Origin of the sequence: Bacteroides stercorirosoris, assembly GCF_900142015.1 — a bacterium.
In the GTDB taxonomy this organism is placed as follows: Bacteria; Bacteroidota; Bacteroidia; order Bacteroidales; family Bacteroidaceae; genus Bacteroides; species Bacteroides stercorirosoris.
Window position 1 is genome coordinate 60,422 of sequence record NZ_FQZN01000019.1, and the last position, 16,314, is coordinate 76,735.

Annotated in this window: 11 protein-coding genes; 9 read left to right on the forward strand and 2 right to left on the reverse strand. The window is 39.4% G+C overall.

The window, feature by feature from the left end:
* The first annotated feature begins 23 nt into the window (after positions 1 to 23).
* The 8 genes from BUC01_RS14965 (at position 24) to BUC01_RS15000 (ending at position 11,576) form a co-directional block, all read left to right on the forward strand.
* Positions 24 to 704, forward strand: a complete 681-nt coding sequence (locus tag BUC01_RS14965; RefSeq protein WP_139261872.1) for a DUF2490 domain-containing protein — start codon at positions 24 to 26, stop codon at positions 702 to 704.
* Between the two features lie 278 nt (positions 705 to 982).
* Positions 983 to 1,600, forward strand: coding sequence for an RNA polymerase sigma-70 factor (locus BUC01_RS14970; protein ID WP_025831276.1), 618 nt, complete (start codon positions 983 to 985; stop codon positions 1,598 to 1,600).
* Between the two features lie 111 nt (positions 1,601 to 1,711).
* The gene (locus BUC01_RS14975; RefSeq protein WP_073314109.1) at positions 1,712 to 2,701 is read left to right on the forward strand and encodes a FecR family protein; all 990 of its coding nucleotides are present in this window, start codon (positions 1,712 to 1,714) and stop codon (positions 2,699 to 2,701) included.
* A 92-nt stretch (positions 2,702 to 2,793) separates the two neighbouring features.
* Positions 2,794 to 6,111, forward strand: coding sequence for a TonB-dependent receptor (locus BUC01_RS14980; RefSeq protein ID WP_394363911.1), 3,318 nt, complete (start codon positions 2,794 to 2,796; stop codon positions 6,109 to 6,111).
* Positions 6,112 to 6,130: 19 nt separating this feature from the next.
* Positions 6,131 to 7,942 (forward strand): RagB/SusD family nutrient uptake outer membrane protein, encoded by a 1,812-nt coding sequence (locus BUC01_RS14985; RefSeq protein ID WP_025831278.1) that lies wholly within the window; start codon positions 6,131 to 6,133, stop codon positions 7,940 to 7,942.
* 43 nt (positions 7,943 to 7,985) lie between these two features.
* Positions 7,986 to 9,755, forward strand: coding sequence for a glycerophosphodiester phosphodiesterase family protein (locus tag BUC01_RS14990; RefSeq protein WP_394363914.1), 1,770 nt, complete (start codon positions 7,986 to 7,988; stop codon positions 9,753 to 9,755).
* A 196-nt stretch (positions 9,756 to 9,951) separates the two neighbouring features.
* On the forward strand, positions 9,952 to 10,587 hold the full coding sequence (locus BUC01_RS14995; protein WP_025831279.1) for an RNA polymerase sigma factor: 636 nt from the start codon (positions 9,952 to 9,954) through the stop codon (positions 10,585 to 10,587).
* The gene (locus tag BUC01_RS15000; RefSeq protein ID WP_025831280.1) at positions 10,584 to 11,576 is read left to right on the forward strand and encodes a FecR family protein; all 993 of its coding nucleotides are present in this window, start codon (positions 10,584 to 10,586) and stop codon (positions 11,574 to 11,576) included. Before BUC01_RS14995 ends, BUC01_RS15000 begins: the two co-directional genes overlap by 4 nt.
* Positions 11,577 to 11,638: 62 nt before the next feature.
* Here the strand turns inward: BUC01_RS15000 and BUC01_RS15005 are convergent, their stop codons facing one another.
* Complete coding sequence (locus BUC01_RS15005) at positions 11,639 to 11,941, reverse strand: helix-turn-helix domain-containing protein (RefSeq protein WP_025831281.1); 303 nt, start codon at positions 11,939 to 11,941, stop codon at positions 11,639 to 11,641.
* Complete coding sequence (locus BUC01_RS15010) at positions 11,913 to 12,254, reverse strand: type II toxin-antitoxin system RelE/ParE family toxin (RefSeq protein WP_025831282.1); 342 nt, start codon at positions 12,252 to 12,254, stop codon at positions 11,913 to 11,915. Before BUC01_RS15010 ends, BUC01_RS15005 begins: the two co-directional genes overlap by 29 nt.
* 554 nt (positions 12,255 to 12,808) lie before the next feature.
* On the opposite strand from BUC01_RS15010, the gene BUC01_RS15015 reads away from it, so the two are divergent.
* Positions 12,809 to 16,312: a TonB-dependent receptor gene (locus BUC01_RS15015; protein ID WP_073314111.1), complete on the forward strand. Its 3,504-nt coding sequence runs from the start codon at positions 12,809 to 12,811 to the stop codon at positions 16,310 to 16,312.
* Positions 16,313 to 16,314 lie beyond the last annotated feature (2 nt).

Here is a 16,314-nt window from a genome sequence, read left to right on the forward strand (position 1 = left end):
TTTGTGAGCTCAAAAGAATATGAATGAAAACAGTAAAAAACGATATCTTGAAAGGACGCGCTTTGTCGCTGAGAGTAGCCTCTTTGTCTGCTGTCTTATTCGTCATTTGCCTGTTTCCTTTGCAGGCGCAGGATAGTGATTTTGTGACCTGGAATAAGATGAAAGCCAGATATGATGTATCACCTAAGGTTGAGCTTTACGGAGATGTGGAGATGCGTACCCGTGATGCATTGGAAGAAATAGACCGTTGGGGATTTGGCGTAGGCGCTTCAGTTCGTCTTCTTTCATTTCTGAAAGCTGAAGGCGGTTACGAATTTCACTATCGCAATCGTGGTGAAAACGGCTGGAAATCCCGGCACCGTTATCATGCAGGGGCTTCTGCCACTTTCAAAAAAAGACAATGGACGTTCACCCTGCGCGAACGTTTCCAGCATACTTTTGACGGACGCGGAGCAGATGAATTTCGCCTCCGCACCCGCTTGAAAGCGGCCTATAAGGTAACTACATGGTCGCCGTATGTCTCTTTGGAGCAATATCACGGTCTGGGCAAAGATGAATGGTTCCATGCCTCCCGTTTCCGTGCTCGGGGTGGGGTAGAAGCTAAATTGTCATCCTCCTGGTCGGCAGATGTTTTCTATTGCTACCAGCACGAGAGTGATCTGGACAGGCACGTACTGGGCTGGGAGTTGATTTACAGATTTTAAATACCTTAACTTCCGAAAAACGGCGAAAATGCCCAAAACATGTTCCTGTCTTGGGTAAAAGTTGCAAATAAAGGCTTTTAAGAAAAGAAATGAGTTTAAAAATCAAGAAATAAATCAGGCAATACTGCTTGGGTCTGATAATATTTCCGGTACAATTTGCATATCTTATAAAAAATGACGAACATTGTATTTCGTTAACCGACTTCGGATATTCCTGTGTTTGTAATATCCCTGTAAGAAGCCTACTGTATTTTTATGCTCTAAATGATGAAAATGTTATGACAGAATACATGGATGAGAAAGTATTATTATCAGAGATTAAGCAGAATAACAAGGAAGCTTTCGAATTTCTTTTCAAGAGATATTACCCCAGATTGCAAGGGTATGCCATTCGTTTTGTGGAAGATGAAGAAGTGGCCCGGGACATTATCCAGGAGTGCTTCCTGAAGTTTTGGGAGAAGCGGGAACTGCTTTCTGCGGTATCTGTCACTTCGTTGTTGTTTGCTATGGTACGCAACAGTTGTCTTAATTATCTCAAACACCTTTCAGTTATTGAGAAACATCAGATAGAATATCTGGCAAATCAGGAAGGAGAAGAGAGGCTGTATTATGCCGACTTTGCGCTGGATGCTGAATACGGGCTTCTATATGATGAGTTGCAGGAACAAATCAAGATTGTGATAAACGATCTCCCCGAACGTTGCCGTGAAGTCTTTATCATGAGCCGTTTTAAGAATCTGAAAAACCGGGAGATAGCGGATAAACTCAAAATCTCCACTACTGCGGTAGAAAAGCAAATAGCTAAGGCACTGAACAGTTTCTCCAAACACTTTAAAGATAAGTATCCGCTGGATATTTATATAATGGTGTTGGCATGGGTGATTTTTAATGAATGAGAATATACATGATCGGTTAAAAAGCGGAAAATGGAAGTTTTCTGCTTTTTTTCTTTATATGAGGGTTAGGTAAGATAAATTATAGTTGTTATATCTTTAGAGAGCGAAATTATGAAAGCAGAAAAACAAATTCAGATATTGGCTATCCGTTACTTCGAAGGACAGATTTCGAGGGCGGACGAAGAACGTTTATTCAAGTTCATTCAGGAGAGTGAGGAGAATTATTCGCAGTTCAAGGCGTGGGAACATGAATGGCTGCTTTCTTCGGAAACCGACGACAGGACAGAACATGAATGGGAAAGATTGCAAGTTAAGATGCGTACCCGCGAAACGATTGTCCCGATGTTGCCGTCTTCTAAATTCACTTTCTGGAGAAAGACAGCTGCTGTTGCCGCTATTGTGGTTCTGACAGCCGGGACTACCTTAGGCATTTGGAATACAATTTCCTATTTACAGCCCGAAACTTACCTGACACTTGAAGCACCTTATGGTGAAAAGAGTAAGATGACTTTGCCGGATGGTACGGTAATTTGGCTGAATGCAGGCTCTAAGCTTCAATATTCCAATAAATTCAATACCGGTGACCGCCGGGTGAAGTTGGATGGAGAGGGCTATTTTGAAGTCACCAAGCACAATGGCAAACAGTTTACTGTAGAAACAATGGCCTATGATGTGGTAGTGAAAGGTACGAAATTCGATGTTTCTGCTTATTCGGATGATGAGTTTGTCACTACTACTTTGCTTGAAGGAAGTGTGGAACTTCTGCGTGGCGAACAAACCGTGAAGATGAGGCCCGGAGAGTCTGTACGCTTGGATCTGCTTTCCGGGAGATTTATCCGTAACAGGGTGAATGCTTCGCAATCAAAAGCCTGGTCAGAGAATAAGTTAGAGTTCGACCATATCACATTGAAAGAATTGGTCGTGAAATTATCCCGGCAATATGATGTGAAAATCCGGCTTGAATCAGAACAATTGGGAAATAAAACTTTCCATTTCTCACTTCGGAATCAAGAGACGATAAGTGAGGTTATGGAAGCTTTGCAAAAGATTATTCCAATCACTGTGGAACGTAAAAAAGAATATATATATATACGAGAATAAAGCATGTTTTAGTTTCAACCTTTTAGAATTCAGTATTATGTCTAACAAATTAAAGAACAGTTTTTATTAACAACGATTCTAATTTTTACACTATGGACAACATGAAGAAACATTTGTGTCGGTTGCTTTTATTAGTAGCCTTATGCATAAGTTGTGGTATGGCAAATGCCCAAACAGTGAGCAAAGATTTCAAGGCTCAACCTTTGAAATCAGTCTTAAAGGATATAGAACAGCAAACAGGATTGTCTATTATCTATGAAGTTAATGAAGTGAATGGGGAAAAGAAAATCACCCAATCTTTCAAAAATACCTCTGTTGAGAAAGTGTTATCTGAAATTCTGGGTGAAGACTTAGAGTTCAATATACAGAATAAAATGATTATCATATCTAAAAAAGATGTGACAGGAACTTCTAAAAAAAATCTGAAGAAGATCACTGGTAAAATTATTGATGAGAAGGGAGAACCTGTAATTGGTGCTACAGTCTTGGAAGAAGGGACGTCGAATGGTGCAATTACTGATGTGGACGGTGAATTTTCTTTGAATGATGTTATTGAGAATTCTACTTTGACTATTTCATATGTTGGTTATAAAACTATCCAACTGAAAGCATCCGATAAAAAACTTTCTACTATAGTACTTCAAGAAGATAGCGAGTTGATAGATGAAGTTGTGGTTGTCGGCTATGGCACGGTAAAGAAACGTGATTTGACGGGATCTGTCGCCTCTTTAAACTCTGATGTTATTTCTTCTGTTCCGGCTACGTCGGCTGTAGAGGCTTTACAGGGGCGTGCATCCGGTGTTGTTGTGTCCACTTCTAATTGGGCACCGGGAGAAACTCCTTCTATTTTGATCAGAGGAAAGCGGTCTATTAATGCCAGCAATGATCCCTTGTTTGTAGTAGATGGAATTCCTGTCACTGGCGGTATGGGAGAGATCAGTCCTTCGGATATTGAATCTATGGAAGTTTTAAAAGATGCCTCAGCGACAGCTATTTATGGTTCAAGAGGAGCAAATGGTGTGATCATTATTACCACTAAGCAGGGTAAGGAGGGAAAAACGCAGATAGATTACAATGGTTATGTAGGTGTTCAGACTATACAAAATAAGCTGGATTTGATGAATGGAGCAGAATATGCTGAATATACGCGTGAAGCATATCGCAACAGTAGTGGTTCCAACAAATATCTTTCAGATACTCCTGATAAAGAGCAAGATATGCTGCTTCCTATGTTCAAGCAAGATCCTTATGTATTGGAGTCTGTAATGATGGCTTATGATGAAAAAGGCAATTATGATCCTTCAAAAATACGTTCATACAATTGGTTTGATGACGTGACACGTAATGGACTCATCACAGACCATCAACTGAACATTCGCGGTGGTGGAGCAAAAACTAATTTTATGGCTTCTGTCACTTATAATAAAACAGAAGGTATAATGAAGGATAAAGACTATGAACGCTATTTCATCCGTTTCAATATCAGTCATAGTATAAATAAGTATATTAAATTTGGCGGACAAACTCAGTATTCCCATTCTGTACAGAATCGGGGAAGTGGGATGGAAACCGATATGTATTTATATCGTATAACTCCGTTGGGGCGTTTTATTAATGAAGATGGTACTTATCCCGGTTTGGTTGGCGGTGACTCTCAAATGTATAACCCTTTGATGAATACAGTAGAAGGTGCGGTAGACCGCCCTTTGAAGACCAGCCGCTATTTAGGTAGTTATTTTGTGGACATCAAATTCCCTGTAAAAGGATTGAGTTTCCGTTCCAATTTGGGTATTGATTCACGTACTGTGCAAGACTATGAATACTTTGCTTCTGCCACAACAGAGCGACAGTTGGGAAATTCTGCTGCCAGTAATTCTGTGGAAAAGTATTCGATGATTACTTGGGAGAATTACTTCACCTACAATCGCGATTTCAATGAGAAACATTCTTTAGGTGTAACTCTTTTGCAGTCTATCCAGCAAGATTTAAAGGAAACTTTAGGGGCTTCTGTACAAAACACTCCGTCTGATATCTTAAAGTACTATGATTTGGCCTCCGGTTTATTGATCGATGGCGTAGACAGTGATTATGTAAAGTGGAATATGGCATCTTTTATGGGACGTATCAACTATAATTATCTGGGGCGTTATTTATTGACAGTTTCTGCACGTTATGATGGATCTTCACGATTGGCTGACGGTCACAAATGGGTGTTGTTTCCATCAGCGGCTTTGGCGTGGCGAATTAGTGATGAATCTTTCATGAAGTCACTTTCTTGGTTGGATAATCTGAAATTTCGTTTAGGATATGGTAAGACAGGTAATTCTTCAGTAGATCCCTATCAGACGAGAGGAAAGCTTGGCAAGAAACGCTATGTTTATAACAATGGTGCTACGGAAATAATGGGTTATGCTCCTTCTCTTATGGCTAATAGCTCTTTGACGTGGGAAACTACTGATCAGTGGAACATCGGACTCGATTTTGGTTTTCTGAAGAATCGTATCAATGGTTCTGTTGAGTTATATTTACAGAACACGCATGATTTGTTGCTTGAGCGCCAGTTACCGGTGGTATCCGGTTTCTCCAGTGTGATGTCTAATGTAGGGTCTACACGTAACAAGGGTATTGAAATAACATTGAATACACGTAATATCCAGACCAAAAACTTCACTTGGAGTACCGATTGGATGTTCTCTGCCAATAAAGAAGAAATTGTGGAATTATATAACGGAAAGTCAGATGACATTGGTAACCGTTGGTTTATCGGTAATCCGATTGACGTATATTATAATTATGAAAAGATCGGTATCTGGCAAAATACGCCGGAAGATTTGGCAGAGATGGCTAAGTTTAATGAAGAAGGAGGTAATTTTATAGTGGGTAGCATCAAACTCAGAGATGTGGATGGAGACTATAAAATAACCGATAAGGATAAGATCATTTTGGGTAATGAGCGCCCGAAGTTTGTGGCAAGTTTAGTGAATAATATTGAGTATAAAGGATTTGATTTCTCTATATTCTTGTATGCCAGTGTCGGACGTATGCTGAAGAATGATATCGAATTTATGGAGAAGCCCGGACGCGCCAATTCTGTCAGGGTGAACTATTGGACTCCCAATAATCCTACCAATGATTTTCCTCGCCCGAGTGCAGATACGGAGAAGTTAGATTATATCTCTACTATCGGATATGATAAAGCGGATTTCCTGAGAATTAGAAATATTACTTTGGGGTATACTTTGCCGAAAGACCTGACACAGAAAGTTATGTTGAATAAAGTCAGGTTTTATTTGAGTGCTAATAATCCTTTTATCTTCACTAATTTTACCGGTGTTGATCCGGAGGGGGCTAATGGACGTACTTCACCAAGTTATAGTACTTGGATGTTTGGTGTAAATCTTTCTATGTAATCTTTAAATGTAACTGAATATGAAAAAGATAAATATATTTTTGTTGATGGTTGGCTTGTTGCTTGGAACCGCTGGTTGTGCCGATTGGTTGAGTGAGGATGAGGCTCCTAAAATGACTTATGATTATTATGGAACCGAGCAGGGAGTGGATGCAGCAGTAGCTGCTGCATATAGTTTTTTACGTTGGGGATGTGGTGGTGAACGATATGATGTACTAACAGAATTAGGAACTGATTTATTTACTGCCGGAAGCGATGGAAACAACAAAACATCGTTCAATGGCTATGGCACACAATTGAATCCGGAAAATAGTATCTTGTCAGAATTGTGGGAGAATCATTATAAAGGTATCAGTGATGCCAATATTGCTATGGATCAGATACGGCAATCTGATATGAGTGAATCAAAAAAGATGACCTCGCTGGGCGAGATGCTTTTTATCCGTTCTTTCTTATACTTTGAATTAGTACAGCAATTTGGAAAAGTGCCTTTGGTAACTGAAGGCAGCTTCGAGATTCGTACCGACTTTAAACGGGCTGCAATAGCAGATATATACAAACAGATCATTACCGACCTGCGTACGGCTGTTGAATATTTGCCGGAAAAAGTGGATGAGTCACAGAAAGGGAAAGCGACCTCCTATGCAGCTTCACATTTACTGGCTAAAGTCTATTTGACGAGGGGCAGTGCTGTGACGGATGTTCGCGGACAACAGACAACAGATATGGATAGTGTTCTCTATTTTGCAGAGAACGTGATAAAGAATAGTCCTTATCGCTTACAAAAGAACTTTGCAGATTTGTGGGATATAAATAATATGGGAAATTCTGAAGTGATTTTTGCCGTGCAGTTTACTTCCAATCCTATTTTCAATGAAGATGGAAATACCTTCCATCTGTATTGGCTGCCAGTTTATGATGATGAAGCAGGTATGGAACGTGATATATTCTATGGACGTCCATATAAACGTTATTGTCCGACAGATAAGGTCTTATTCAATCTTTATGACCGTAAAAACGACTCTCGTTTTTATAAGAGTTTCCGTTGGGCATATATGTCAAACTATGCAAAAACAATTCCTATATGGGAACAACTTGAAGATAAAGGTGAGATCTATTTCACTCCTGATCCGTCGAAAGGGCAGATAGCAGGTAAAAAGAAATTTGAGGTAGGTGATACGGCTATATATTACACCATCGAGAAAACCGGATTCAAAAAGAACAGTATAGAAATGAAGAAACTGCGTGCCAATAAATCTTATACTTACTATCCGTATGAGGTGCATGATTCCAAGCATTATCCTACTCTTATCAAGCACATGGCTCCCAATCGCTCTTCTGTCGCAGAAAAAGCATCATCACGTGAATGGGTACGTATGCGTTTAGGTGAAACCTATTTGATAGCTGCTGAGGCGGCTGGCAGGAAAGGTGATTTTGATTTGGCTGCCCAATATATCAATGTCATTCGCGAACGTGCCGCGTGGGCAGATGGAGAAACTAAAACTGCGCAATACTGGGAAGTTGAAGGTGGAGATATTAATGACATGAACAGTACTTATGATGATATAAAAGTAACTGCTGCTGAGCTTTCAACCGGCGATTTTGTATCATTTATGTTAGATGAACGTGGTCGTGAGCTGTTGGGTGAGATCTGTCGCTGGGAAGACTTAGTGCGTACGGAGAAATTTTATGAATGGGTGAAGAAATATAATTCTGAAGCGGAAGCTGCTATAAAGCCTTATCATAAACTGCGTCCCATTCCTCAAACTCATATTGATCGTTTGGATCCTGTAGGGCCGATTGAAGAAGAACAAAATGAAGGATATTATTAATCTAATTGGAGTTATTATGACAAAAAGAATATGTGTATCATTCATGTTTTGTCTTTTATCAACCTGTTTCGCCCTTTGGGCGAACAGGCTTGATGATATAAGGACAAAGCTTTTTAATCCTCAGTCTACAGATGTGCTGGTGGCTGCCCATCGTGGCGATTGGCGGAATGCTTGCGAAAATTCATTGGAAGCCATAGAAAATGCCATTCAAATGGGGGTAGATATTGTGGAGATAGATCTTGAGAGAACCAAAGACGGACATCTAATTTTGTTGCATGATAAAACCCTCGACCGTACTACTACCGGAAAAGGAAAGCCAGAAGATTATACTTTGGCTGAAATTAAAGCACTGCGTTTGCGGAACGGGTGTCATATTAAGACCATTTACAAGGTTCCTACTCTTGAAGAGGCATTACTTGCAGCAAAAGGACGTGTAATGCTTAATTTGGATAAAGCTTTTGATTATTTCGACCAAGTGTATGAACTGTTAGAGAAGACGGGAACCACCAATCTGGTGATCATGAAAAGCAATGCTCCGGCAGAAGAAGTGAAACGTGATTATGGAAAATATCTGGATAAGGTGATTTTCATGCCGAAAGTTAATTTGGATGAAGAAGATGCCATTCAGAAGTTAAATGATTATCTTCGGGTATTGAAACCGGTGGCTATTGAATTTAAGTTTGCCTATGATACCAATCCATTGCCTTACGAAGTGAAGAGGATAATGGCCGGGAAGTCCCATATCTGGTATAACACCTTGTGGGATACACATGCGGGCGGACATGATGACGATTGTTCACTGGTAAACCGGGATAAAGGTTACGGTTATTTAATAGATAACTTGGGTGCAACGATATTGCAAACAGATCGCCCGGCATATCTGATTGATTATTTGAAACATAAATTGAAAGTAATGGATTGCGAACGCGATTGGACATATCTACAGTCAGAAAATGAATTTCAGGCTCCTTCCGTTCCTCACTTTATGGTTGAGGAATGTTTCTTGAAAGGCAAGCAAAGTCCGCAGACTAATGAGGATGGTATAATTGTTACCCCTTATTTTGCGGCGGTGATTGACGGGGCTACGGCTAAATCTACCTTCACTTACGAGGGTAAGAAAACCGGTCGGCTGGCTATGGAGCTTGCATTGGAGGCTATACGTGATTTTCCTAAAGATATTGATGCTGCCGAAGCTATTCGTCTGATAACAGAAAAAATACATGATTTCTATGTAGAGCATAATTTGCTTGATGAACTAAAGTCGGAGCCGGGTAAACGTTTCACGGCCAATGGCGTGATTTATAGCTATGCCCGGAATGAAGTATGGCAGGTAGGCGATTGCCAGTGTATCATTGGTAATCTGTACTCCTCAAATGAGAAAGAGATTGATGCTATTATGGCGAATGCCCGTGCGGTGGTCAATGAAGTAGCTTTGCTGGACGGGGCTGCGATGAAAGATTTTGAATCTCACGATCCGGGACGGGAATTTATCTATCCTTTTCTGCAGAAACAGGCTGTTTTGCAGAATTGTCCGATAGAAGGCCAGCGGTATGCCTTTCCTGTGTTTGACGGCTTTCCCGTGCAGATGAAACAGGTGAATATTTTCCCTGTAGGTGATGCGGAAGAGGTGGTATTGTCTTCTGACGGCTATCCTCATCTATATTCCACCTTGCATGAATCGGAATGTTATCTTGCAGATATTCTGGAGAAAGATCCTATGTGTATGCGGTTGTACAAGAGTACGAAAGGAGTACAAAAAGGTAATTGTTCTTTTGATGACCGTGCTTATTTGAGAATCAGATTGAAGAAATAAGAGCCTGTTGGCTATCTCTACGATGAATACCCTGTTCGTCGTAGAGTTTCGCCTCGTTTATTGTAAGTTTGTCATTTTTTGCTTTCTTTCAGAATTTATGTCGTAAATTTATTGGCTTTGCAGCGTTTTTTTTGCCAAATCGAAATAATCCCAAAATAAACATTTATATTTGGCACGTCTTTAAAGTAACCGACTAATGCCATTATCTACATCTCAGATATCCGAACTTAATGATGAAGCACTCTTCGCCTTAATTGAAAAAGGGGATGAGCGGGCTTTTACCCAAGCCTATGACAGATATCATAAATTGTTGTATGTATTGGCATATCGTTATTTAATGAATGTCAACATGGCGGAAGATGTTGTGCAGCACGTCTTTAGTCGTTTATGGGAATTCCGTACCGAATTGCGTGTAGGAATCAGTCTAAAGAATTATCTGTTTACAATGACCAAAAATCATGTATTAAACTTGATACGTAATGAAAATACTGCAATTGCCAAGAACTATGAAATGGCACAGTCCGCTCCTGCGTATGAAGACAACTTGATGGAAAATCTGGAAAAGAAGGAACTGATGTCCAATTTTTATAAGGCGGTAGACATGCTTCCGGTGCAAAAGCGGGAAATCTGCCTGATGAAAGTCAGAGAAGAACTGACGAATCAGGAGATCGCCGAACGGATGAAATTATCTGTCAATACAGTAAAGACGCATTATTCCGAAGCCTTGAAACTGTTACGCGTTCATTTGCGTAAGATGCTAATAATTGTTACAGCCCTCACCTTGTTGAGGCATTTAAGTGTCTATTTAATCACATGGATACAAAAAATATGAATAAGCCTACAGAACAACAGATACAGGAAGTATTGGCCGGAACAGCAACTTCTGAAGATGCTCAAATCGTGGCAAAATGGTTTGCTACGGATGAGGGAGCCGCCTATTTGTCTAAGAGCATGGATTTTGATGCAGAGCAGATAAGGCTCGGTTATGAAGAGCTTTATGTCAATCATGACATTCCTTCGAAAGAGATGTTTGCACGTATTGTCCGCAATATTCGCCGGAAGCGCATCCGCCGGATAGCTTTCCGCGTGGCTGCTGTTGTCATACCTTTTGTTGTGTTGATGGGGCTGTTTGTCCAGGTGAATACCCGGGTGGATTTATTTGGTGATTCTGGTTACGAAGAAATATATGTGCCCAAAGGAGAACGCATTCAGATGATGTTTCAGGATGGTACACGGGCATACATTAATTCGGATTCCCGTCTTAAGTACCCCAAGAAATTTGCATTGTCCAGCCGCGAAGTTTATCTGGAAGGAGAAGCGTATTTTGTTGTTTCAAAAAATTCCCGCCGCCCTTTCATTGTCAATCTTAATGGGCCGTCTGTTTATGTATTGGGAACTTCTTTTGATGTTCAGGCTTATCCGGAGAATAAGGATATCACCGTTTGCCTGGATGAAGGCCATGTCAATCTGACTCTTCCTTCCGATAAGAAATATCCATTGCAGCCTGGCGAGAAACTTGTATATAATAAGGAGAGTGAGCATTGCACAATCATTCGGAATACGGATGCCCACCTTTCTTCGTTATGGAAAAAGAATGTGATAGCTTTCAGAGACACCCCATTGTCGGAAGTTATCAAAGTGCTGAACCGTTGGTATGACGTTGACTTCAAGATAGAGGATAAGGCTGCTTGGGATGTGTGTTTTACGCTGACATCTGAGAACACGCTTCTTGAAAAAGTTTTGCGTGATTTGGAAAAAATCTCTCCGTTGCATTTTGAATATAAGGAGGCGGGGAAAGAAGTGACAGTAACTATGAAATAACTTGAAAGAGACTTACACATGTAAGCCTCTTTATGTAAAGTGCTAAGGTGAGTCTCCTCTTTTTAGATTGCCGGAGTTAACTCAACAGTCAATCCTAAAGCGTTTACTATTCTGTAAAATGTGGCTACACTTGGAACAGTAATTCCTTTCTCTATTCGTGAGATGTAAGATTTATTAGTTCCGATACGTTTGGCAAGTTCTTCTTGTGTTAACCGTGCATTTTTGCGAGCATCAAGTAATATTTGACTTGTATAGAAAGCGTATGCTTCTTCATCAAACTTTGCACGCTCTTCTGTGCCAGGTTTACCAAATTTCTTTTCAAGAACAGCACTGTAATCAATGATTTGATGATTGTTTGTCTCCATAATAGGCCTCCTTAATTTTTAATGCTTTTTCTATTTCTCCTGATGGGGTCTTCTGGGTTTTCTTTTGAAAACCATTAAATAACACGACAACTTGCCCATCGTCAAAAATGAAAAAGACTCGGTAAATATTGCTATTGTACTCCATACGGAGCTCATATAATCCATCACGTATAAATTTGATAAATTTTACGGGCATCCGGTCTTCTGTTTCCAGAAGCGAGATGATATAGTGCAATTTCAACAATTCTTTGGCAGAGAGAGTTTCTATGAATCTCTCAAAATATCCACCATATGTTGTAATCCTGCGTTTCATGTAGCAAAGATACGAAAAGTTGTACAATTGTGCAACTATTGCCTGAAAAATTCCCGCCGCATCAGTGCATAGGAGGGAGCTATGTAATCCATCCTAAAAATCTGAGCGTGAAAGAAGGGGTGGTTTATCTGCCGGCCTATATGACCTTCCGCTTGTAGTGCATAAGGCAAGTTTTTATTTCATTTTACTCTCAAAGGCAGTGATTTTTGCCGGTATCGGCAAGAATCACTGCCTTTACTCTTTATAGACGAAGTCGTTTTATAGATAGAACAGTTTACATTGCATCCTGATTTTTTGCATAAAACTACTGCTTGTTATAATAAAATTGGTAGATTTGTACCAATCCCATAGATAATTGTACCTTTATACGCAGATACATAAAATACAAGATGACGAGCTACATCTTGAATCGTCAGTGACGATTCTTGGTTTTTTGAAGATTTTTTTCTAACTTTTTTTGAAAAAAAGTATTTTTCCCTCACCCGCTCCGGAATCTTGTGTGTCTACTTAGTATAAAGTGAGTTTATACTAATTGTTAATCTAAAATTAAAGTTATGAAACACAAGATTTTACTTGTTCTTTTTTTAAGCTTTATGACTTGTTTTACGGTCTCTGCCCAAAAGGTAACCATGCAGTTCCGGCAAGTTAAGTTAGCGAAAGTCTTTGATGCTATTACGCAACAAACCGGACTGACTGTGGCATACAGTCGTCCTACCGTTAATCCGGACAGGATTGTTACCATTGAAGCAAAAGATGAAGAGCTATCGAATGTGCTTAATAAATTATTCACTGGTACGAATGTGGCTTTTGAAATTGGTGAGAAGAAAATCTATCTGAAAGAAAAAGCTGCTTTAGATGCTACACAGCCAAAAAAGAATCTTAAAACGATTTCCGGTATAATTGTTGATGAGAAAGGGGAATCTGTTATTGGAGCCAGTGTTGTGGTGAAAGGAACATCCATAGGCACAATAACTGATGTCGATGGACACTACTCTCTTTCCAATGTACCGTCTAATAGTATTGTGAGTATATCATATATTGGCTATAAGTCTTTAGAACTGAAAGCAAATGATAAAGCCTTGGCTCGTATTACTTTGAAAGAAGATAATGAAATGCTTGACGAAGTTGTGGTTGTAGGATATGGTACAATTAAAAAAGCGAACTTATCAGGTGCTGTAGGTCAGATTTCGTCCAAAGAGATAGAACATCGTATTAGTGGCAATACGGGACAGACATTACAAGGACTTATACCGAATTTAAATGTTTCTTTTAGCGATGGTGCTATTAATAAGAAAGCTTCGTTTGATGTTCGCGGTGTGGGTTCTATCAATGGCGGTTCGCCTTTAGTTTTGATTGACGGAGTAGAAGGGGATTTAAACTACGTTAATCCTAAGGACATTGCTTCTGTTTCTGTACTGAAAGATGCCTCTTCAGCTGCCATTTATGGTGCGCGTGCTGCTTTTGGTGTAGTATTAATTTCTACAAAAGATCCGGAGAAAGGAGCTGTACAAGTTAATTATTCTAATCATTTTGGCTGGAGTAATCCTACTATTAGTACAGATAATTTTATTACTGATGGTTTGGAATGGGCACGTTTGAGCGATAAATTAAGTTTGATGGAGAATACCAGTACTTATTTAGGATATACTGAAGAAGATTATGCTTATATGGAAGCCCGTAAGAAAGATCCTTCATTACCGGCTGTACTGATTAAAACTGTTGACGGTGTTGAACGTTATGTACATTATGGTAACACAGATTGGTGGGGCTATATATTCCGTAAGAATCAACCCTCAATGGAACATAATATCAACTTATCAGGAGGAACAGATAAAATGCGGTTCTATTTGTCTGGACGTTATTATAGTCGTGAAGGTATATATCGTATTAACCCAGATAAGTTTAAAAGTTATACATTACGTAGCAAAGTTGATTTCCAGATTTTGTCGAATTTACGTCTGAGCAACACTACGAATATTTTTATTAGTGATTATGATTACCCTGCTACTAATACACGTAGTGTAGATGGCAATAATAATAGTGAGAATTGGAGGAAATACACTTATCATGCTTCTCCTCTATTTTTACCCCACAATCCCGATGGTACCATTATGATTAACAGTGCATATGCACCAGGACGTGATATTGCTGATGGAACATTTGCCGATTTAATCTATGGTAAGAGCAGAGGAACAGACTCTGAATATGATGTGATGAATACTGTTTCCTTACAGTTTAATCCAATAAAGGGATTGGACTTGAATGCTGATTATAGTTTTAGAAAAGAGGGACCATTTTCGCGCCAACTTATAGTTGCAACACCCCACACTAACCAACCGGGTGGAGAAGGGCTGACTTTGTATAAGACTAATTCAGAAATGTATAAAGAGAGACATTGGCATTCTATGTATCAAGCTATTAATGCTTATGCTACTTATAGCCATACATTTAATGATCGACATAATCTGAAAGCAATGCTCGGCTTTAATCAGGAATGGAAACATTGGGAAAGAACTACGGCTAAACGAAGTGGGCCTATTTCAGAGGATTTGGGGTCTTTTAGTTTAGCTACGGGGGATAATATTGAATTATTGGGAGCTAAAGAAGAATGGGCTATAAGGGCGGCTTTCTATCGGTTGAATTATGATTATAAAGGTAAATATTTGGTTGAATTTAATGGGCGTTTTGACTTGTCATCCAAATTTCCGCATGATAATCGTTTAGGTATTTTTCCTTCCGGATCGTTAGCTTGGCGTGTCAGTGAGGAAAACTTCTTTAAAGGATTACGCTCTACAATTACTAATTTCAAGTTACGCGCCTCATATGGTACACTTGGTAATCAGAATGTAGGTCCGTATGATTATATTACTAAGATGAAAGCAAAACAGGGAGGTTACATTGTTAATGGCTCTTATTTGAATTATCTGAATACTCCGGATGCTATTTCTACTAATTTCACATGGGAGAAATCTGAGACCTTTAATTTAGGTTTTGATTTATCTTTTTTTGATGGACATCTTTCAACCTCGTTTGACTGGTATCAACGCAATACGCGGGATATGTTAACACAAGGTAAAGAATTACCTGCTGTATTCGGAACGTCAGAACCAGAAGAAAATGCAGCGGATCTACGTACCAGAGGTTTTGAGTTATCCGTAAATTGGCATGATAAGTTTATATTAGCTAATCGGCCTTTTGAATATAGAATTGGTGCTAGTTTAGCTGATAATCGTACTGTAATAACAAAATTTGATAATCCGAGCGGATTGATTGATGAATTCTATGTAGGTAAAGAACTTGGAGAAATTTGGGGATATACTATTGACGGATTTTTTCAATCTGATGATGAATATTTGTCGCATGCAGATCAATTGAAAGTGAACTATACTATTCGTAATAAGTATTTTATTAATCATCCTGTTGCTGGTGATTTGAAATTCAAGGATCTTAATGACGATGATGAAATTTCTCCGGGAAAGAAAACTTTGGAAGATCACGGAGACTTGCGTATTATTGGTAACAGTTCGCCAAGATATACATTGGGATTAAACTTAAATATGACTTATGCAGGCTTCGACCTTTCAGCCTTTTTTCAGGGAGTTATGAAACAAGACTGGTGGCCTGGCAAGGAGAACAGTTATTTCTGGGGACCGTATGTTCGCCCATATGAGAATTTCTTCCCAAAGAGCATAGAGTCTATGAGTTGGACGCCAGATAATCAAGATGCTTATTTCCCGCGTTTGGCTGCTGATGCTTCAAATCAAGGAAGTGCTTATGAAGGAGGACAGTTATCTGTCCATTCAGACAAGTATTTGCAAAATGCAGCATATGTTCGTTTAAAGAATATTACGATTGGATATACATTGCCGGCACAAGTTTGCCGCAAGATTAAATTCTTAAAGAGTGTTCGTTTCTATGTGTCTGGTGAGAATATTTTAACATTCTCTCCTTTGTATAAGCACAATCCGGATCATACGGTTGATCCAGAGCAGCTAGGAGATGGGAATTCTTATCCCTTTAGTAAAACGTTTGCTTTCGGTTTTGATATTAAATTCTAAAA